This is a genomic window from Actinophytocola sp. KF-1 (genome assembly GCF_054661535.1).
In genome coordinates this window covers 12415-33531 of the sequence record NZ_BAAFVK010000001.1, presented here as the reverse complement: position 1 = coordinate 33531, position 21117 = coordinate 12415, and the positions used below count along the sequence as shown (strand labels likewise).

At 74.2% G+C, this 21117-nt stretch carries 12 protein-coding genes; 6 read left to right on the top strand and 6 right to left on the bottom strand.

Features of this window, described 5'->3' with window-relative positions; translation table 11 throughout:
* Window positions 1–11 precede the first annotated feature (11 nt).
* Window positions 12–4004 carry a type VII secretion protein EccCa gene (gene eccCa, locus ACYQ77_RS00105; RefSeq protein WP_459706144.1) on the bottom strand — a complete coding sequence of 1331 codons (3993 nt, stop codon included), beginning with the start codon at window positions 4002–4004 and terminating at the stop codon, window positions 12–14.
* Between the two features lie 171 nt (window positions 4005–4175).
* Between eccCa and ACYQ77_RS00100 the strand changes: the two genes are divergently transcribed.
* The gene (locus ACYQ77_RS00100) at window positions 4176–4487 is read left to right on the top strand and encodes a hypothetical protein (protein ID WP_459706142.1); all 312 of its coding nucleotides are present in this window, start codon (window positions 4176–4178) and stop codon (window positions 4485–4487) included.
* Between the two features lie 34 nt (window positions 4488–4521).
* On the top strand, window positions 4522–4821 hold the full coding sequence (locus ACYQ77_RS00095) for a hypothetical protein (RefSeq protein WP_459706140.1): 300 nt from the start codon (window positions 4522–4524) through the stop codon (window positions 4819–4821).
* A gap of 54 nt (window positions 4822–4875) precedes the next feature.
* On the opposite strand, the gene mycP is transcribed toward ACYQ77_RS00095, so the two are convergent.
* A complete protein-coding gene (mycP, locus tag ACYQ77_RS00090; protein WP_459706138.1) occupies window positions 4876–6141 on the bottom strand; it encodes a type VII secretion-associated serine protease mycosin in 1266 nt (421 codons plus the stop codon).
* Window positions 6142–6263: 122 nt separating this feature from the next.
* Here mycP and ACYQ77_RS00085 point away from each other — a divergent pair, with 122 nt between their 5' ends.
* From ACYQ77_RS00085 to ACYQ77_RS00070, 4 genes are read left to right on the top strand one after another with little or no spacing between them, the layout of a single operon-like run.
* Window positions 6264–6650: a YbaB/EbfC family nucleoid-associated protein gene (locus ACYQ77_RS00085; protein ID WP_459706137.1), complete on the top strand. Its 387-nt coding sequence runs from the start codon at window positions 6264–6266 to the stop codon at window positions 6648–6650.
* Window positions 6647–6988 carry a hypothetical protein gene (locus tag ACYQ77_RS00080; protein ID WP_459706135.1) on the top strand — a complete coding sequence of 114 codons (342 nt, stop codon included), beginning with the start codon at window positions 6647–6649 and terminating at the stop codon, window positions 6986–6988. Before ACYQ77_RS00085 ends, ACYQ77_RS00080 begins: the two co-directional genes overlap by 4 nt.
* 12 nt (window positions 6989–7000) lie before the next feature.
* The gene (locus ACYQ77_RS00075) at window positions 7001–14347 is read left to right on the top strand and encodes a WXG100-like domain-containing protein (RefSeq protein WP_459706133.1); all 7347 of its coding nucleotides are present in this window, start codon (window positions 7001–7003) and stop codon (window positions 14345–14347) included.
* Window positions 14344–14715, top strand: a complete 372-nt coding sequence (locus ACYQ77_RS00070) for a hypothetical protein (protein ID WP_459706132.1) — start codon at window positions 14344–14346, stop codon at window positions 14713–14715. Before ACYQ77_RS00075 ends, ACYQ77_RS00070 begins: the two co-directional genes overlap by 4 nt.
* Here ACYQ77_RS00070 and ACYQ77_RS00065 read toward each other — a convergent pair.
* Genes ACYQ77_RS00065 through ACYQ77_RS00050 form a run of 4 tightly spaced genes read right to left on the bottom strand, consistent with a single transcriptional unit; the run spans window position 14712 to window position 21092 of the window.
* Complete coding sequence (locus ACYQ77_RS00065; RefSeq protein ID WP_459706130.1) at window positions 14712–16835, bottom strand: transglutaminaseTgpA domain-containing protein; 2124 nt, start codon at window positions 16833–16835, stop codon at window positions 14712–14714. The two genes, ACYQ77_RS00070 and ACYQ77_RS00065, sit on opposite strands and share 4 nt — an antisense overlap.
* Window positions 16832–17992 carry a DUF58 domain-containing protein gene (locus tag ACYQ77_RS00060; protein ID WP_459706128.1) on the bottom strand — a complete coding sequence of 387 codons (1161 nt, stop codon included), beginning with the start codon at window positions 17990–17992 and terminating at the stop codon, window positions 16832–16834. The genes ACYQ77_RS00065 and ACYQ77_RS00060 overlap by 4 nt, the downstream gene beginning before the upstream one ends.
* A complete protein-coding gene (locus tag ACYQ77_RS00055) occupies window positions 17992–18951 on the bottom strand; it encodes an AAA family ATPase (protein WP_459706126.1) in 960 nt (319 codons plus the stop codon). Before ACYQ77_RS00055 ends, ACYQ77_RS00060 begins: the two co-directional genes overlap by 1 nt.
* The gene (locus ACYQ77_RS00050) at window positions 18948–21092 is read right to left on the bottom strand and encodes a fibronectin type III domain-containing protein (protein WP_459706125.1); all 2145 of its coding nucleotides are present in this window, start codon (window positions 21090–21092) and stop codon (window positions 18948–18950) included. The genes ACYQ77_RS00055 and ACYQ77_RS00050 overlap by 4 nt, the downstream gene beginning before the upstream one ends.
* Between the last annotated feature and the right edge of the window lie 25 nt (window positions 21093–21117).

The window sequence follows — 21117 nt, the reverse complement described above, 5'->3', positions numbered from 1 at the left end:
TCCTCCTGTCCTCACACTGTGGAATCACGTTCGTCGGCGGGCGGCAGCCACGCGAGCTGCACCGTCTCCGGCTCGCCCCGCCTGGTCACCAGCACGCCCCGGCCCGGGGGCAGCACCTCCGGTTTCACGTCGCCGAGCAGCCGGCCCTCCGCCTTGTCGCCGGAGAGCATCAGACCGATCGACCCGACGTCCCGCATGCGCGTGAGGAACGGCTCGTACATGGCCCGGCCCGCGCCACCCATGCGGCGCGTGACGACCAGGTGCATGCCGATGTCGCGGCCCTGCGCGAGGAACTCGGCGACCGGCAGCAGCGGGTTCGTGCTCGACGAGGCGACCAGGTCGTAGTCGTCGACGAGGATGAACAGCTCCGGGCCGTCCCACCAGCTCCGCTTGCGCAGCTGCTCCGGCGTGACGTCCGTGCCGGGCAGCCGGTCGCGCATCACCGCGGCGGTCGTCTGCATCAGGCTCTGCGTCTTCGCCGCGTCGGTGCCGTAGCCGACGAGGTGGCTCTCCGGCACCTCGCCGAGCATGCTCCTGCGGTAGTCGACGAGCAGCACCCGCGCCTCCTCCGGCGAGTACGTCTCGACGATCCGGCGGGCGAGGGTGCGCACGAAGGTGGTCTTGCCGGACTCCCGGTCGCCGAACAGGATCAGGTGCGCGTCCGCGGCGAAGTCCAGCCGCACCGGCGCCAGGTCGGTCTCCGCGATGCCGACCGCGAGCTTGCGGGCCGCCGGGTCGTCGCGTGGCGGCAGCGAGTCGTACGGCAGCGTGCCCGGCAGCAACCGCACCGCGGGCGCCGGCGCGCCCTGCCACGCGCCGCGCACCGCGGCCACCAGGCCCGCGACGCCGTCGGACAGGTCGTCGGTGGTGCCGGCGCCGTCGAGCCTCGGCAGCGCGGTGAGGACCTGGTGCTTCGACGGCGCGAGCCCGCGGCCCGGCGTGTTCTCCGGCACCAGCAGCGCGCCCGTGCGGTCGAAGGCCGTCTCGATCGGGTCGCCCAGCCGCAGCTCCAGCTTGCTGCCGAACAGGTCGCGGACCTGCATGCGCAGGTCGAACCAGCGGGCCGTGGTGACGACGAGGTGCACGCCGTACGCGAGACCGCGGCCTGCGATCGCGGTCACGACCCGCTCCTGCTCCTCGAAGTCCTCCCGCAGCGTCAGCCAGCCGTCGATCACGAGGAACACGTCGCCGTGCGGATCGTCGACCGTGCCGTTCGCGCGCAGCGCCCGGTAGGCGGCCATGTTGTCGATCTCCAGCTCGGCGAACCGGCGCTCGCGCTCGGCGAGGATCGCGCCGACCTCCGCGATGGTGCGGCGGACCGCGCCGGTGCTCTGCCTGCCCGCGACGCCGCCGACGTGCGGCAGGTCGCGGATCGAACCGAGGGAGCCGCCGCCGAAGTCGAGGCAGTAGAACTGCGCGTCGCGCGGGGTGTTGGTGAGCGCGAGGCTCACGATCAGCGATCGCAGCGCGGTGCTCTTGCCGGACTGGGGGCCACCGGTGATCACCGCGTGGCCGGCCGGGCCGGACAGGTCCATGACGAGCGGGTCGCGGCGCTGGTCCAGTGGCCGGTCCACGATGCCGAACACCGCACGCAGCGCGCCGACGTGCGCCGGGTCGACCGGGCGGAGCCCGCGTGCCGGGTCGGCGGTGAACTCGCCGAGCAGCTCGTCCATGGTCGGTGGGACGTCCAGCGGCGGCAGCCACACCTGGTGCGCGGGCACGCCGTGCCCGGCGAACCGGTCGACGAGGATGTCGAGCAGGCTGTCGCCGACGGCGTCGTCGTCGACCTCGTCCGGCGTCCCGACCTGGGGCTCCTCCTCGACGGCCGGGGCGACGTACGCGGTCGAGTACACGTTGAGCCCCAACGGTTCCTGCCCGTCCCGCTGCGTGCCGTGCGCGTCGTTGCGGCGGTGCACACCGGAGACGTACGCGGAGCGGAACCGCATCATCGGTTCGTCGCCGTACCGCAGGAAGCCGTGCCCGGGCGCGCGTGGCAGGGAGAACGCGTCGGAGACGCCGAGGACCGTGCGCGAGTCCATGTCGGAAAACGTGCGCAGGCCGATGCGGTAGGACAGGTGCGCGTCGAGGCCGCGGAGCCTGCCCTCCTCGAGGCGCTGCGACGCGAGCAGCAGGTGCACGCCGAGCGCGCGGCCGATCCGTCCGATCTGGACGAAGATGTCGATGAAGTCGGGGCGGGCGGACAGCAGCTCGGAGAACTCGTCGCACACCACGAACAGCGTGGGCACCTCGGCGAGCGGGGCGCCCGCCGCACGCGCCTTCTCGTAGTCCCGCAGCGACGCGAAGTTGCCCGCCGCGCGCAGGAGTTCCTGGCGCCGCAGCAGTTCGCCGTTGATCGCGTCCGCCATGCGGTCGACCAGCGGCAGCTCGTCGGCGAGGTTGGTGATCACCGCGCTGGTGTGCGGCAGCTTGTCCAGCCGCGCGAACGTGGCGCCGCCCTTGAAGTCGACGAGCGCGAAGTTCAGCGAGTTCGGCGGGTGCGTCACCGCGAGCGCGAGCACCAGGGTGCGCAGCAGCTCGGACTTGCCGGACCCCGTCGCGCCGATGAGCAGGCCGTGCGGGCCCATGCCGTCCAAAGCGGACTCCTTGAGGTCCAGCTCGATCGGCGTGCCGTCGGGCTGGATGCCGAACCGCACCCGCAGCCGGTCCCGGTTGGGCCTCGGCACCCAGGTGTCGTTCGGGTCGAACGCGAACGGGTCGCCGAGTTCGAGCAGTTCCTCCAGGCCCAGCTCGGTGCTCAGCGGCTGCTCGCCGCGCGTGCCCTCGGTGAGGCGCAGCGGCGCGAGCTGGCGGGCCAGCGCCTCGACGGCGGCCACCGGCATGGTGTCCGCCCGGCCCAGCTCGATGTCACCGTCGGCGGTGCTGCTGGTGAGCGCGCCGTCGTCGGCGACGTGCAGCACGACCGCCGACCGGTCCGGCACCCTCGGCGGCACCGACGTCAGGTCGATCACCGTGGCGCCCTCGACGCCGGTGCCCGCCACCAGGTGGTCCGAGCCCGCGGTCTCGCCGCCGTCGACCACGACGACCAGGTGCGGCCCCGCGACGCGGACGCCGTCGTCCGGGTCGAACCTCGGGCGGTTGCCGAGCAGGTCCTCCAGCATCGCCTCGAGCATCGAGATCGTCGGCGCCACCAGGCGGAGCGGGCCGAGCGCGTCGACGCGTTCCTGGTGCAGCGCGTGCGGCAGCCATTTCAGCCACTCCCACTCGCCGCGCCGCTCCTGGCTCACGCACACCGCGATCCGCAGGTCGTCCGGCGACTGCAGGGTGGCGAGCTGGGCGATGATCGCGCGGACCAGCCCGTGCGCGCGTTCCCCGCCGCGCACGTGGATGCGCGCGAAACCGTTGACCGCCATGGCGAGCGGCAGGTTCGGCAGCTCCGAGTACGTCGTGATGAACCGGCGCAGCGCCAGCGCCGACAGCGGCTCCAGCTGCTCGAGCGGCTTGGTGTCCGGCGCGACCAGCGTGGTCGCGATGCTCTGCGGGCCGAGGCCGATGCGTGCCACGCCGAAGTCCTGGTCGGACGCGCGGCGCTCCCACAGCCGGTAGCTAGCCGCCACCGACCACAGCGTCGCCGGGTCGGGGTGCAGGTACCAGAGCGCGGTGCGCTGACGGCGTGCCGTCCGTCCAACCCGGACACGGTGCTGGGCGAGGCCGCGCAGGTACAGCCTGCGCGCGTGCCCCATCTCGCGCTTGCTCGGGCCGCCGCCGTTGAGGAACGCGACACCGACCATCGCGAGCATCGCGACGCCGAACATGCCGAACGCGACGTAGCGGATCGTCATGTAGCCGCCACCGGCGCCGAAGCTCCCGCTGAACAGCAGGATCATCGCGCCCATCATCAGCACCATGGGCAGCGCCATCAGCGCCTGCGTCCACTGCCTGCCGGACGGCGCCGGGATCTCCGGCGGCGCCTCGAGCACGAGCTCACCGGCCGGCATCTCCGGCGCGGGCCGCCGCAGCGGCCTGCGCACCACAACCGTCCCCACCACGACCTCCCGAATCGTTTCCCGGTACCGATCCTCACGGCAGCCGTGCCCGCCGCGGGCCGTCGTGGCAGGAAGGTGCCGGTGCGCCGTCGCGGGTTCCCGCGCGCACCTAGCGTCGATGCCGTGCACCACAGGTGCGGCCCAGACCGCGTGTGAGAGAGGGAGCAGTCGATGGAGCAAGTCCATCTCGATACGGCAGGCGTGACGCAGGGCGTTCAGCTCGGCCACGACACCGCGTCCGGTCGCCAGGACGCCATGAACATGCTGATGAACATCTGGCTGGACATCGAGAGCAGGTGGAAGGGCGAGGCCAAGAACGCGTTCGGCGCGCTCTACCAGCTGCTGCACGAGGACCAGGACCGGATCCGCCTCGACGGCACGGACGTCACCGAGCAGACCGACCTCGCCATGCGGGACACCGTCGGCCAGGACCAGGAGAACGGTCAGCTCTTCAGCGCGCTGAAGGGCTCGGCGCTGGCCTGAGCCGGCGTCTGACCAGGACACAGGAGGAGACGAGATGGTTGACGCAGGCGTTATCTCCGCCAAGTACGGCGACCTGCAGTCGCTGCGCGAGAACATCGCCATCGCGAAGGGCAAGCTCGCCGAGCTGGCGGCGGACACCATGTCCTTCACCAAGGGCACGGAGAGCGCGGCGTGGGAGAGCGACGACTTCATGGCGAAGTTCTCCCGCGTGCAGCAGAGCGACAACTGGGTGCAGCGGGCCACCGACGCGCTGACGCAGACCGAGTCCGCGATCGACGCCTGCGAGGGCGGCTACCGCGGTTGCGTCAGCAGGAACGTGGGCCGGTTCGTCTGAGCCCCACGGGAAACAGCCCGGACGTCGCGGTGACGTCCGGGCTGTTCGTCGTCGTCACCGCGCGGGGAACAGGTAGACCTGGTCCGGGGTCTCGTCCGCGGTGCGGGTCGCGGGCAGCGGTGCCGTGCGTGCCGGTGCCCAGCGCCTGCGGTGGCCGCGCGGCAACGCGATCGCGAGCACGACCGCGACGAGGATCGCGAGCGCGGTGAGGCCCGTGGTGATCCGTGCGCTGACGCTCATCCGCGACCACCACGCCGCGTCCGCCAGCGCGTCCTGGTCCGGCGGGGCCGGGGAGATCGCGGGCAGCACGACGGGGTCGCGGTCGCTCAGGTCCTCGGTCACCGCGCGGTACGGGTCGACGATGCCCGCGCCGTACTCGAGGCTGCCCGTGCCGCCGCGGGCCGGGTCGGCTGTCGCGAGGAGACGGTCGGCGACCTGCGCCGCGGTCAGCTCCGGCCACGCGGACCGGACCAGCGCGGCGGTCGCGGCCACGAACGGCGCCGCGAAGCTCGTGCCCGTCCAGTAGCCGTGACCGCGCACCCGGGACGCGCCCACCACGTCCTTCCCCGGTGCGACGAGGTCGACGTACGGGCCGGTCTGCGAGCTGTCGACCCGCCCGCCCTCGATGTCGATCGAGCCGACGCCGAGCACGTTCTCGTAGGAGGCGGGGAACGACGGGACCGCGCCCATGTCCGCGCGGTTGCCGACGGCGGCGACCAGCAGCGCGTCCTTCGACTGCGCGTACCGCACCGCGTTGCGGATCACCGGGTAGTCGCCGTAGCCCGACAGCGACAGGTTGATCACCTTGGCGCCGTGGTCGGCGGCGTAGCGGATGCCGGTGGCGACCGCGTCCGGGTTGATCGGCACCGGGTTGCCGCCGTCGGACAGCTCGCGGTCGGTGACGCGGACCGGCAGGATGCGCGCGTTCGGCGCCACACCGCGGAATCCGACGCCCTCGGCGGCCTTCGCGGCGATGATCGACGCGACCGCGGTCCCGTGCGAACCGCAGTCGAAGTTCCCCGGCAGCCCGCCGACGAGGTAGAAGTCCCTGCCCGGCAACACCTTCCCGCGCAGCTGCGGGTGGTCGGCGTCCACTCCGGAGTCGACGACCGCGACCGTGACACCGGCGCCGGTGCTGTGCGGCCACGTTCGTTTCAGGTCCAGGAGTTTCTGCGCCCACGGCAGCTCGCTGATCACGCCCTGCGGCGGGTCGGTGGCACGGCACGCGCCCGCGGGCGGCGCCGCGACCGCCGGTGCCGGGGCGAGCAGCGGGGCGGCCGCCACGAGGCACGCCACCGCGGTGGCTCCGAGTCGGCTCATGGGCCGATCCTCCTTGCCCGGCACCGAATCCCCGGACGGCGTGGCCGGAAGCGGTCAACGCGGCTCGCGCGGGCGGGCGCACCGGCCAGGCTGGGGCGGACGCGAACGCGGGAGGTGCTGCGATGGAGTCACTGCCGGGTGGCCTGACCGGGCGGTTGGCCGAGTACGAGCGGATCGGCGAACAGGTCCGCGCGCTGCGCGACGGCATCGACGACGTCCGCGCCACCGCGTACTCCGACGACGGGCTGGTGACCGCGGTCGTGAGCGGCCGGGGTGAGCTGCTCGACCTGGAGCTGGACCCGAGGGTGTACCGGGACCAGGACTCCGGCGCGCTGGCGGACACGATCCGCCGCACCGTCCGCGACGCCGCCCAGGCGGCGGGCACGAAGGCGGCCGACCTCGCGAAGAGCCTGCTGCCGCTCCGCGGTGACGTCGACCCGCAGTTCGACCCGGCACTGCACGTGCTCGAGTCGGAGCAGACCCGGGGGCGGCGGCTGTGGGGGGCGTGAACGAGCCGGGCATCGACCTCAACGGCGCCGGGATCGACATGTACCCGGCGCAGACCGACGGTCTGGTGACGGCCGTCGGCACCGCGCAGAGCACGCTCGACGGGGCGTGGAAACCCAAGCTGGACCAGATCATGGCGCTCAGCGGCCAGCTCGGCAAAGGTCCCATGGGACGTGCGCTCGCGGCGCAGTACAACCCGGCGGAGAAGCAGATCGTCGACGGCATGACGACGGTGAAGACCCGCGTGGACGAGCTGGTGACCGACGGCCACGCGGCGGTCCAGGACTACGTGAAGACCGACCAGCAGCAGGCGCAGCGGTTCAGGGTGAACGGGAAGTAAGGCAGGCACGCCATGGGGATGCCGGAGCCGAACGACCCGCAGGGCCTGTGGGCGACGGTCAAGGACATGACCGTCGACAGCGTCTGGCCCCCGGACGACGAGGACATCGCCTTCCAGCTGGCCGCGGTCTGGCACGCGGCCGCCGCCGACGTCGACGCCGCCGCGGGCGCGATCGAGAGCACCGCGGGGAGTTTCGGTGCCGCGTGGACGGACGACGCGGGCGTCAAGTACCAGCAGGCGCTGGCTCCGCAGGCCGAGTACTACCGCAAGCTCGCGGAGGCGATGCGCGGCCTCGGCGACGGCGTGCACCAGTACGGGCAGCAGGTCAAGGAAGCGAAGATCAACGTCTGGGTGGAGATCGGCGTCAACGCCGTGCTGTTCGGCGCCCTGTCCCTGCTCCCCGGCGGCGGCTTCCTCGCCATGGGTCTCGCGCGCGGTGTCGCGGGCCGCCTGGTCTCGATGATCACGTCGATGACCGGCCGCGTCGCGTCCAACGGGTTGTCCAGGGCCGTCAGCGGGCTCACCCACCTCGGTATCGAGGTCGGCAAGGAGGCCTTCGACGAGGCGGTGGTCAACGCCGCCACGCAGGGCATCAGCATGGCGACCGGCAACCGCGACAAGTTCGACCTCGGCGAACTGGGCAAGGCAGCCGTGACCGGTGCCGTCGGCGGGGTCATCGGCGAGCCGATCGGGAAGATGACGTCGCCGGTCGGCAAGGCCGCGAACGCGGCGTTCGGCAAGGTGATGCCGGACAGCATGGCCCAGAACCTGGCGGCGGGCGTCGGCTCGGCGGCGAACAACGCGGTGACGTCCCCGACGGCCGGCTACATCGTGGAGAACCACGACAACCTCGCCGCGCTGACCAATCCGCAGGGGTACCTCAACGCCGTCAAGGACAACGGCGCAGCGGCGGCGATCATGGGCGCCCCCCGGTCGATGACCATCGACGCCGTTCAGCAGATGAACCCCGGCGGGCAGGCGGTCGCGGACAACCTCGCGGACCGGATCGCGGGCCCGGACGGACCCGTCGACGGCGGACCGGACGACGACGGGCCTGATGGCGGCGGGCCCGGCGAGAGTCAGCTGGCCGGGGATCCTTCGAGCGACGGTGGGCAGGGTGGTTCCGGGGCTGGAGCCGGTGGTGCGGGCGCGGGAGGGGATGCAGGCGCTGGGTCTGGCGCGGGGGCTGATGCCGGGGCTGACGCGGGCGCGGGGGCAGGAGCCGGAGCAGACGCGGGGGCGGGCGCTGGGTCCGGCGCGGGCACTGACGCCGGAGCTGGCGCGGGCGCCGGAGCCGGAGCCGACGCAGGCGCAGGTGCAGGTGCAGGTGCAGGTGCCGGAGGCGACGCGGGCGCCGGAGCCGGAGGCGACGCGGGTGCCGGAGCCGGAGGCGACGCGGGTGCCGGAGCCGGAGGCGACGCGGGTGCCGGAGCCGGAGCGGGCGCTGGTGCCGACGCTGGGGCTGGAGCGGGAGCCGGAGGCGACGCGGGCGCCGGGACCGGAGCGGGCACCGATGCCGGGGCAGGCACCGGAAGCGGAGCGGCCGACGGCGCAGGCGCTGGGGCTGGAGCGGGAGCCGGGACTGGAGCGGGCACTGACGCGGGCGCTGGCACCGGAAGCGAAGCAGGCGCAGGCGCCGACGCTGGGGCCGGAGCCGGGGCGGGCACCGATGCGGGCACTGGCACCGGAAGCGAAGCGAGCGCTGGCGCAGGCGCCGACGCTGCGGCAGGAGCGGGCGCCGGAGCCGGAGCGGGCACCGATGCGGGCGCCGGGACCGGAGCCGGAAGCGGATCCGGAGCGGGCGCCGATGCCGGGGCGGGAAGTGATGCAGGCGCCGGAATGGGCGCCGATGCCGGGGCTGGCACTCACGCCGAAGCGGGCGCCGATGCCGGGACGGGCGCGGGCACCGGCGCGGAAGCCGGAGGCGGCGCGGGTTCCGGAACGGACGTGGCCGGATCGAGCCCTGGGCGCGGAGCGGACGCGGGCACCGGAGCCGACACGAACGTCGGCGCGCGGTCGGACGAAACCACCACCGGGACCGGCTCCGCGAGAGGCGGCAGCGAGCCCGTCGGCGCGATGGGTGGTGCGCCCGTGCACACCACGAGCACGTCGAGCCCGCAAGCCGACCAGACGAGGACCGGCCAGAAATCCGCCAAGGCCGACGGTCTCCAGGACGGGGACACGCAGTCTCCCGGAGCGGGAGCCCCGTCCCAGGCCCAGCCAGGCCGGTCGGCCGACGCCCAGCCCGCCGAAGCAGGCACCCCGACCCAGACCGAAACCGGCCCGCACGCCACGACTTCGGAAACAGGCACCCCGACTCCGGCCGACACCAGCCACCCTGCCAACGCCCAGCCCGCTGAAGCAGGCGCCGGGTCCTCTGGCCCGGGCACCGCGACCACCACCCAAAACGGCACCGCGGGCACCACCCAAAACGGCACCGCGGGCACCACCCAAACCGGCACCGCGGGCACCACCCAAACCGGCACCGCGGGCACCACCCAAACCGGCACCGCGGGCACCACCCAAACCGGCACCGCAGCCACCAGCAAAACCAGCACCGCAGCCGCCACCCACACCGGCACCACGACCACCAGCCAAACCAGCACCGCGGGCACCGGCCACACCGGCACCCCGAGCCCGGCCGACAACAGCCGCCCGGTCAACGCCCAGGTCAGCCCGGCTCAATCCCCCGCGAGTCCGGCGGCGGCCGGGCCCGTGGTGGTGGCCGGTGGTGCGGCGATGCAGGCCGCCGCCGCGCAGGCCGCCGCCCCGAGCGCACCCGCGACACCACGGGCCCCGAAGGCCGCGCCTGCGCACACCCGCGTCGGCGGGCCGCCTGCGCGGCCGGAGCCGCAGCCGGACGCGACGCCGATGCGGCCCGTCAGCGCGAAACCCTCGTATCTCGGCACCTTCGCGGAGGAGCGGCTCACGCGGGACGCTTCCGGGCGCATCACGATGGTCGACGATGCGCCGGTCGCGGTGGCCTTGCGGTGGCTCGCCGAGATGCGGGCCGAGCAGTACTGGAACGCGCAGCGGTACGAGGACTCGACCCGCCCGGACTCGGGGCGGCCCGCGATCCCGTTCGGGACGCCGCCGTTCCAGCGGCCGAACGTCGCCTTGAACCACGAGTTCACGACCAACGCCAAGGGCAAGACGGTCCGGCAGAACCGGAACCGGACGGGGAACACCGTGGCGGTCGTCGTCAACGCGATGACCGGGGAGGTGTTCGAGGCCGTCAACGGAGCCACGCCCGACGACGAGGTCCACGAGCTGCTCAAGGAGCGCCGCGGGCGGCTGGACCCGGCTGGGTACCTCCAGTTCGACAACGACGGCAACGTCGACACCACGCCGGACGGCGAACCGGTGCGGAAGCCGACGCCCTACCCGCCGGACCTGTTCTCGCACGCCGAGGTGCGTGCCGTGAACGAGGGGCTGCACCGGCATCCCGGGGCCGTGCCGGGGGACTTCATCGCCGACGTCCAGTTCATGCGCGGGGAAGGGGTGCGATCGGCGCCGTTCTGCATGAACTGCGACCTCGTGCTCCACGACGTCACGACCAACGTCGGCCGGCGCCACTACACCGACGGCGGGCCCGTCAGCGAGCCCGGCCACTTCCACGACGACCCGCACGCGACCGTGCGGCGGCCGGGCAGTCCCATCAGGCCGAACGGGCCGAACGGGCCGAACGGGCCGGACCACCACGCCCCGGACGACCACACCGCGGACGGGCCCGCCAGAGGGTCAGCGCGGTCCGGGGCCGCTCAGTCCGGCACGCACCCCGTCCGCGCCGTGCCCCGCTCCGGGTTCGCCGCCGATCCGAAGCGGGCGCCGGACGAGTTCGTCGTGCGGACCGAGGCGCGGATCGCCATGTCGCGGGTCCAGGAGGACGCCGGGGTCACCGTGCGGAACCTCGGCAACGGGCGGTTCACCGTCACCCGTGCGGACGGGTCGCGGTTCCCGGTCCGGGTCATGTCCGGCGACACCGCCGACGGGAACCCCGCCGAGGTCGTCGTTCGCCAGGGGGCCTCGCCGATCATCCGGGTGTCCTCGCGGCTCGACCGGGTCCACATCGACCGGGCCGTCGCCAGTGCGCTCGGGCAGCTGTCCGCGCGGCTGGCCGGCAACGACGTCAGCGAGGACGTCCTCACCAGCGCCCACCACCCCGGCGGCCGGGCCGAGCGGTCCGCGCACGACGAGGGGCGCCAGACCGAGCTGCGGCACCTCGACCGCACGCTCGCCGAGAAGAGCAACCAGGTCCGGCTGCTCCGCAGGCGAAGGCTCACCGCCGAGATGCGTGCCCTCGTCGAGGACATGGGGGTGCACGCCGACGCCGGTGGCGGCAAGCAGCGCATCGCCGCGGCCGCGCCCGAGACCCGTGCGCTGCTCGACCGGCACGCCCCCGCCGGGTCGCGGCGGCCCAGCTGGGCGCGGGAGCTGACCGGCTACCCCGCATGGCACTCCTTCCGCCACCACCTCGCCGCCGAGGTCGCGCCGGGCCTCGCCGCGTCCGCCACCATCGCGGCCACCGGGGCGCCGCTGCCCGCGCTCGCCGTCGCGGCCATGACGCTCGGGAGCGGGATCGCGGGCACGTTCATCAAGAAGCGCTACGGGTGGCACGAGAAACAGCTCGTCGACGCCGGGCACGGGTACTTCGGGAAGGTCCGCGAGCACGAGGCCGCGCTGCGCCGCAAGCAGCTGCTCGACCCGCTGCTCGAACGGACCGGCGCGGCGGGCGTCGACGTCGCCGCCACCGGCCCCGCCGAACCCGCGCCCGGGGCCGCGCCGCCGATGGTGCAGTCGTACGGACAGCGGTTCCTGTTCCGGGGCGTGCCGGGGCTGGTCGGCGGGGCCGCGGTCGCCACCCTCCTGCCGCTCGGGCTGCCGATCTGGACCGCCGCCGCGCAGTGGGGCGTCGCGGGCCTGGCCGCGGCGTTCGGGCCGTTCGTCGAGGGGTACCTGCGCAAGCGGATCGTGCCGATGGAGTGGAAGGCCATCGACAACGAGTTCCGCACCGCCGACGAGGTCGCCGCGAAGTTCGACGAGGAGTTCGCCGGCGAGCTGCACAAGGTGCTCGACCGGCTCGAGCGGCTCGCGGGCGGCACGCCGAACCAGACCGGGGCGCTCGCGATCCCCGTGCGGCAGAACGAGGTGACCGACCCCGGTGTGCGGCACTTCGCCGCCAACGCCGCGCCCGGCTCGCTCGGTGACGTCGCGCGCGGCCTCGCCGACTACGGCGGCAAGGTCACCGGCGCGCAGCAGGAGGCGGCGGGCAAGACCGGGCAGGCGGCCTCGGACATCCTGGCCAAGGGCATGGTGGCCGCGGCGGACGCCGCCGCGCTCGGGACCACGCGCGGGTTGATCGGCACGCTCGTCTCGACGTTCCTGGACCGCGACTTCACCCGCGCCGAGTACGGGAAGATCCTCGAGCAGGTCGCCTTCGACGCCACCGGCACGGTCGCCGAGCAGGTCCAGCTCGAGCACTCGCGGCTGACCGGGCTGCTCGCCGACGTCAACGCGCGGCTCGACCAGGCCGAGGCGGCGCAGCGGGTGCACGGGTCGGCGCCGAGCCGGGCCACGCACCTCGCGCTCAGCACACCACCGGCCTCGAACGACCCGGCACAGCGACCCGCCGGGCAGCAGGACAAGAAGGCCTTCCGCAAGCTGGGTCTCAAGCAGGCCGTCGCCATGGAGACCGTCGCCGTCGGGGCCTCCGTGGCGTTCGACCAGGGCACGTCGTGGCTCGCGGTCCCCGGGTTGCCGTTCACGCTGCCCGCCACGGGTGTGGTCATCGGCGCCGTGTCGACGGCCGTGGCGTTGAGCGCGACCCTGCGGTACCTGATGCGGCGGGCCGAGCAGCTCGCGGTCGACGAGAAGGTGCTCGCCGACCGCGCGGCCGCCCGGGTCGTGGAGGCGGTGCAGGCCGAGGAGCGGCGGAAGTTCGACCTCGAGTTCTGGACGCGGCGGATCGAGGCGGCGGCGCGGGCGAAGGCGGCGGGCACCCCCATCGCCGAGGCGCCCGCGCCCACCCCGCCCGCCGTGCCGACGGCGCTCGACCGCCGCGACGCCGCCTATCCCGACCACGTGCGGGCGATCACCGCGTACGAGCGGGAGTCGATGCTGCGCGACCCGCGGCCGTGGTCGCTGACCAACGCGCGGCTCGACGGGCTGCGCCGCCTCAACGTCCAGGCCGAACGCGTGCGGGACTTCCTTACCAGGCAACGACAGGGCACGCTCGCCGAGCCCGGCCTGCTGGCGCAGGCGCAGCTCGACCTGTCGAACCTCCTTGCCGCGTACCAGGAGCTGGTGAAGGACGGCACCCCCATGCCCGCCGACCACGAACTCCTCGGCAACGCGAAGAAGCCCGGCAGCGCGCGCAGCGACCACGGCCAGGCGCCGGGGCAGAAGCTCAGCGGGAAGCTGCGGAAGATCTACGCGCAGAGCATCGAGACCCCGGGCGGCCGCGCCTTCCACGACCCGAACGACACGGGCATCATCCGCGACGCGCTGGAACTGCCCGCGCAGCCCGGGATGTACACAGTGGACATCCACGGCCACCCGGACAAGGTGACGTTCCTCGGCAGGCCGCTCACCGAACAGGACCTCGCCGCGCTGGTCCGCAACGACCCGGCGTGGCAGGGGCAGCCGATCTGGCTGTTCTCCTGCGAGACCGGGCAGCTCGACGACGGGTTCGCGCAGCGGCTCGCCGACGAGCTGGGCGTGCCGGTGGTCGCGCCCACCGAGATCGCCGTGTCCGACGAGGACGGTGACTTCTTCGTCGCGACCGAGGTCGGCGCCGACGCCTACGGTGACCCGGTCTACCACTCGCCGCCGGACGGGGTGTGGCGGAAGTTCGTTCCTGCCGGCCTGCTCGCGCCGGGTGAGGTGTCCGGCGAGGTGGTGGACATGGCCCCCGGGAGCGGCACGGGCAGCGGGCGGGCGAGCACCCCGGCCCGGCCAGGCCCCGGACCGCTGCCGTCGGGCAGCCACTACTACCCGGACCGGGAGGACGTGGTCCTCGCGGTCCCGACCGTCGACGTCGGGCCGGACCCGGTCCGCCCGGTCCACACGATCACCGCCCGCCTGTGGCCGGACGAGCTGGTCGACCTGGTCACCGAGGGCGGCCGGTGGACGCCGGGCGAACCGGTCCGCGTCGCGATCGACGGCACGCTGTCGGCGGACTACCTGCAGCGGACCGCCGACCTGCTCGGCGCCGACGTGTCCGTCGCGCCCGGCGTGGTGACGGACGGGCCCGCGAACCCGTCTTCCGGCATGCTCGAGGTGTTCACCGGCGCGCCCCCGGACGGCGAGATGCGCACGTTCCGCCCCCGCGTGCCCGCGACCAGCGAGGAGACACCGTGAAGAGGGCCCGGTTGTTCGACGGCGTCGACGAGGCGGGGGAACCGTTCTTCGCCCCCGACCACCCACGCCTGTCCGACGAGCAACGCGAGCTGGTCGTGCGGTTCCTCGACTCGGGCACGACGGTCCGCCGGGTGAGCCGCCTCGACGTCGACCGCGTGGACCGCAGCCGCGGCAACGTGGTGCCCATGACGTCCCGCACCGACGGGACGTGGCTGTGGAACAGCGGCCTGCGGTACTACGTCGACCGGTACGGCATCGCGCCGGAACCGGAGTTCCTGCGCCACATGGCGGCGTGCGAGTACGTGGCCGTGCCCGCCGACGAGCAGGGCAAGCAGGAAGCACTCGCCGTGCTCCGCGGTGCCCGCTAGGGACGCAGCAACGACCGGACGTCCAGCGCCGCCCGCAGGCGTGCCCGCCACGGACGACGGGCCAGCCCGCCACGCACGGCCTTGACCGCCGACCACGCCTCGTCCGCCGTGCCCGGACCGGGGCCGTGCTTCGACCACAGCGCGGTGTCGACCGCGGCCGCCAGCCGGTGCAGGCCGGCCGCCACCGGCTGGTCGGATGCCACGGCACCCGCCAGGTCCCGCACGGTCATGCCCGGGGTGTACGGCATGCCGTGCGCACGCAACCGGTCCCGCGCCTCTGCCCACGCGCCGACCACGGACCGCGCGCCGGGCCGTCGTCTGCGCACCTGGGTGCGCACGGTCCTGGTGAGCGGCACACCGGCCAGCCACACCAGGAGCAGCGCGCCGACCGCGACCAGGACCGGCACGACCGGCACCGAGAACCCGCCGCCCCCGCCGCCTTCCGCCGCGGCCTGGTCGTCCTCCGGCAGTTCCGGGTCGCGCACGTCCGCCGGCGGCGGCAGGTTCTCGCGGGCCTTGGCGGCCACCTCGGCGAGCCCCTTCGCTTCCTTGCCGGACCCGTTCGGTGCGCCCGCCGGGTCGAGCGGCACCCAGCCGATACCCGCGACCGCGACCTCCGGCCACGCGAGCGCGTCCCCGTTGCGCACCACCACGTCCTCGCCCGCACCGTCCGCGCGGAACCCGACGGCGATCCGCGCCGGGATGCCGACGATGCGCGCCAGCACCACGTACGCGGCGGCGAACTGTTCCGTGGTGCCGCGTTTCGTGTCGGTCAGGAACGTCACCAGCTGCGGCCACCCGCTGCCGCTCGGCAGGTCCGCGCCGGTCGCGAGGTCGTAGTTCTCCCGCAGCCACCGTTCGAGCACCAGCGCGGTCTGGAAGGCGGGCCGGTCCTCCTGCACGGCCTCCTCGGCCAGCTCGACGATCTCGCCGGGCACCTGGCCGAGGCCGCCGAAGCCGGTGCGGGCGGCCGGGTCGATGGCGGCGGCGCCGAGGTCCTCGGGCGCCACGGTCGGTTCCCACCACGACAGGTCGTAGCTCGCGGTGCCCTCGCGGCCGGGCGCGAGCAGCGTCCCGGACGTCTCGTCGACCAGCGGCGCCAGCCCCGTCACGGACGCGAGCAGCGGCTGGCTCGGCAGCCACGGCCCGTCCGCGGCGGGGTAGGTGACGTGCGCGCGGTGCTCGGTCGGGCGGGTCACCGGCGGGGCGGGCAGCACGGTGCCGAGCCGCCTCGGCCGCACGCCGGGGGTCCACGTGACGCCGTTGAACTCGTCCAGCACGACCAGCCGCCACCGGTCGACCGGCGCGGCGGTCGAGTAGGTGAAGACCTCCTCGTCCGGGTGCAGCACGCGGTCGGTCAGCTCGTCGAGCGGGCTCGCCACCCGGTCCGGCGGCAGCGGCACGAACTGCTTGTCCCGCAACGAGTAGGTGTCCCGGTCGACCGGGTCGAACGCGGCGCCGAGGACCGCGCCGAGCACGCTCAGCACGAGCGTCGGCACCACCAGCACCACCGCCACGAACCGCCGCCTGCCACCGGACGGCGCGGTGACGGTGCCCGGTTCGCCGTCGACGGTCGCGAGCAGCACGGCCGCCAGCACGGCGAAGCCGAACCCGGCGAGCATCGCGGTGAGACCGGTGAGCGCCACGTACGCCTGGCTCAGGCCGAGCACCGCGAGCCCCGGCAGCAGCGCCACGAGCGGCCACCGCAGCCGGACCAGCAGCTCGACCGCCAGCACGGCGGCGGCGAGCGCGGCCAGCGGCACGAACAGCACCAGCTCGGCGTCCGGGCGTGCGGGCCACGTGGACTGCAGCGTCAACTGCCACGAGTCGGTGAGCCCGGCGACCAGCGCGCGGACGGTGTCGCCGGTCGGCAGCCCGCCGACCGTGGTGGGGAACAGCAGCGCCTCGGACAACGCGAGCAGCCCCGCAAGCAGGGCGAGCAGCGCACGCCACGGCGCGAGCGCGGGCCACCGCCGGGCCGCCTCGGCCACGACGAAGCCGGTCGCGACGACCAGGCCGAGCGGCAGCAGCAGCGGCACGAGCCCGAACACGGGCGTGAACAGCAGCGCGGGCCCCGCGGCCGCGACGAGCACGGCGAGGACGGCGGCACGGGAGGTCATTCGTTCACCCACACGTTCCAGCGGCGGGTGGCGCCGCGCGCGTTCGGGGCCCTGATCACCCGGACACCCGGGATGCGGACGTCCACACCGGTGTGCGCCCCGCCGGCCAGGGTGATCACGACGGTCGACGCGTAGTGCGGGCGCAGCGCGGCGACGGCCGCCAGGTCCTGCTGGTGCGCGCTCGCCAGCACCACGACGAGCGAGCCGCCGCGGTCGGCTGCGCGGGTGAGGGGCACGGGGACGAGCGGCGGGGTGGCGGTGTCCTGCGTGAGCTCGCACAGCTCGTCCAGGACCTGCCGCACGGCCTGCGGGCCGCCGCGCAGCTTCAGGTCCACCCCGCAGCTGGTGACGAACCGGCACCAGTAGCCGGCGTCGGCGGCCGCGTTCATCAGCGACGCCGCCAGGTCGACGGCCTCCTCGAACCCGTCGGCCGGCGCGAGCGCGGCGCGGGTGTCGAGCAGCGTGGTGAACCGCGGCTGGTTGGGGTCCACGTAGTCGCGGACCATCAGCCGCCCGGTGCGCGCGATCGCCTTCCAGTGCAGGTGCCGGACCTCGTCGCCGATCACGTACTCGCGCACGTCCCGCAGGTCCAGCGAACCGTGCAGGGAGTCGTCGGTGGTGCGGCCCTCGTGGTGGTGGCGCGGGTGCCCGGCGACGAGCGCGCGGACCGGGTACGTCTTCGGGTGCACCCACATGGTCGTGGTGTCGCCGGTGGTGAGGCGGCTGCGGCCGAGGCCGAGCGGGTCGACGCGTTCCAGCGTCAGCGGGCCGACCTGGAACCGGCCGCGGCGGGTCGTTGGCAGCTCGTAGTGGTAGACCGCGTCCGCGCCGGGCGCGAGCGGGCGGACGGCGACCGCGTGGAAACCACCGCCGCCGACCCGGTCGCCCGCGGTGAAGCCACCGTGCCTGCGCGGCGAGTCGTTGTGCACGCGCAGCCGCGCGAACGCGGGCCTGCCGCGCTGCACCCGGTCCGGGTAGACCTCGCGGCTCACGGCCACCCTCGGCCTGCGCGCGGTGACGACGAGCGCGGCGGCGACCGCACCGAGCGCGGCGCCCGCGAGTGCGCGCAGGATCGGGAAGCCCAGCCACTCCCCGGCCGCGTACGCGACGAGAGCCGCCGCCAGCACCGCCCACCCGCGGCGGGTCAGCCGGGGCACTACGCCACCGAGGAGCCGACCGACGGCGCCGGGATCGCCGCCAGCACCTCGTCGACGATGTCGCTCGTGGCCCGCTGGTTCAGCTCGGCCTCGGAGGTGAGGATCAGCCGGTGCTCCAGCACGGGCTTCGCCACCTCCTTGATGTCGTCCGGGGTGACGAACCCGCGGCCGTGGGTCGCGGCGACCGCCTGCGCGGCACGCACCAGCGCGATGCTGCCGCGCGGGCTCGCGCCGTACCGCAGCGCGGCGTGCGTGCGGGTCGCGGCGGTGAGCCGGGCCGCGTACTCGACGACCGCCGGGTCGATGTGGGCGGACCGCACCTCGGCGACCGCCTGCCGCAGCATGGGGATGTCGACGACCGGCGACAGCTCGTCCGGGCCGATGCCCGCGCAGTCGCTCATGATCACCAGGACCTCGGACTCGATGTTCGGGTAGCCCACCGACAGGCGCATGAGGAACCGGTCCAGCTGCGCCTCCGGCAGCCGGTAGGTGCCCTCCATCTCGATCGGGTTCTGCGTGGCCACCACGAGGAACGGCCTCGGCACCTCGTGCCGGACCGAGTCGACGGTGACGGTCCGCTCGCTCATCACCTCGAGCAGCGCCGACTGCGTCTTCGGCGTGCCGCGGTTGATCTCGTCGGCCAGCACCACGTTCGCGAAGACGCCGCCCGGCCGGAACTCGAACTCCTCCGCGCCCTGCCGGTACACCTGCACACCGGTGATGTCGCCGGGCAGCAGGTCGGGGGTGAACTGGATGCGGCTGTAGGAGCCGCCGATGCTGCGGGCGATGCACCGGGCGAGCGTGGTCTTGCCGAGGCCGGGCACGTCCTCGATGAGCAGGTGCCCCTCGGCGAGCAGCCCGGCCACCGCGAGCCGCACCAGCTGTGGCTTCCCCCGGATCACACCTTGCACGTTGGCCGCGATCAGCTCGTACACCTGACCGGCGGTGGGGTGTGTCACCCAGCCTCCCAGACGTAGTCGTTCGACCGGACCACGGTGCCGTCGGCCTCCGACGTCGCCGTGACCCAGACAGTGTGGCCGACGCCCGCGTAAGCGAAGCGTTCGGTGGAGTAGTCGCCGTTCTCGTCGGTCGTCACACCCGCGCCGGGGTTGCCGTACTCGGGGTCGCTCGAGTGCGGCATCAGCGTGTACGTCGTGTTGGGCTGCAGCCCGTCCAGCGTGATCGCCATCCACGCGCACGCGTCGTACACCCCGCAGTAGTCCTCGGTCGGGGTGCCCTTGGTGACCGTCACCGAGCCGGCCGACCCGGCCTCCACGGTCGCGGTCGCCGTCGCGCCCTCGACGAGGCGGCCCGCGCTGTCGGTGGTGCGGGCCCGGACCGTGAACGTGAGCGTGCCGGTCGCCTGGATGTTGTCGAAGGTCCACGTGGTGCCGCCGACGCTGGACTCGCCCCAGCCCTCACCGGTCACGTAGTAACCACCCGGCGTGCCGCCGCCGTAGTCCGCGGGCGGCGCCCACGTCATGGTCGCGGTGCGGGTCCCCGGGTCCCAGTCCACCCGCACGTCGGTCGGCGCGCTCGCCGGCCGCACGGGTGCCACCGGGGTGACCGGGTTGGACGCGGCCGACGGGCCCGTGCCGACGCCGTTCACCGCGGCGACGGCGAACGAGTAGGTGGTGCCGTTGGCGAGGCCGGGGATCCGCAGCGTCCTGGCGTTGGGCCCGGCCGTGGTCGAGCCACCCGCCCACGTGATCCGGTAGGAGGTGATGGCGGACCGGTTGGCGGGCGCCGGGCCCCAGTTGACCGTCGCGAACCCGTTGCCCGCGGTGGCGGACACCCCGGTCGGCGCGCCCGGCGGGGTCGCGGGCACCTCCGGCGGGGGTGGTGGCGGCGTGGTCTCCCGCGCCGGCGGCTCCGGTTTCTCCTCCTGCTGCCGCGGCGGGTCCTGCTTCGGCGGCGGGTCCTGCTCCGGCTCCTCGTCGGCGGGCTTCGGCGGCACCGACACCCGCGCGTCCGGGTCGCCGCCACCGGTCGGCCGGGGCTTCGCGCCCTTGCCGCTGTCCTCGGTGATCGGCACGTCGGCGAACCCGCCGTCCCGGTCGACGACCACGACGTGCGTGCCCTCGTCGCCGTCGACGTAGATCCGGTCGTCCTCACCGCGGGTCATCCGCGGTTCGCCCTTCTCGGCGGGCAGCTTCTTGGCCTGGCGGTTGCCGCCGTCGGCGTCGAACGTGACGAGGGTGCCCGTGGTCTTGTCGACGACCGCGACGACCGAGCCGGTCGAGACCGGGCCGCTGTAGTCGCCCTCGCCGAGGTCGACGGTCACCGGCTCGTCCACCTCGCCGTCGAGCCCGGCGTCGACGAGGTGCATCCGCTCGCCGTCGAGCATCGCGAGCTTGCCGCCGACGTCGGTGCCGGCGAGGCGCACGTCGTCCGGTGCGTCGACGCCGAGGTCGTGCCCCGCGCCGAGCCCGTCGCGGTCCACGACGTGCACGGTGTCGGCGGTCGTGTCGACGAACACGAGCCGCCTGCCGACGACCGACAGCGCGCCCTCGTGGTTCTTCGGCAGCGCCACCGGGCAGGCGACGCTGGTGGCGTCCTTCGGCAGCCTGCACAGGATCCCGGCGCTGGTGCGCGGCAGCCACAGCGTGCCGTCGTCGGTGGCCACCGGCACGCCGACCGGACCGCCGAGCGACAGCACCGCGCTCGGGTCACCGAGCCGCACGATCTGGCCGTCCTCCCGGTAGACGAGGTACGGCCCGCCCGCGGTCTCCACCCCGACCGGCTTCTCCCGCGACGGCGGCGCGGTCGTGTCCGCCACCTCGAGGCTGGACTTGCCGAACTCGGTGATCCGCGAGCTGCCGACGACGTACCCGCTCGTGTCGCCCTGGAAGACCTGGTCGCCGGGGCCGCCGGGCACGTTCGCGCGCGCGTCCACGTTCCCCGTCGACCCGTCCACGTGGAACACCGACTGCAGCGCCGAGTTGTAGACCCAGTGGCCGGGCAACAGGAACTGCACGGCGCTCACCGGGTTCGCGGCCCCGGTCACGGCGGCGACGACCCCGGCCACGCACGCGACGACCACCGCGACCACGGGCAGACGAGACCGCCACGTCGCGAGACGTCCCCCCTTGCCAGTCATGCCCACACCGTAAAAGTAACCGGTT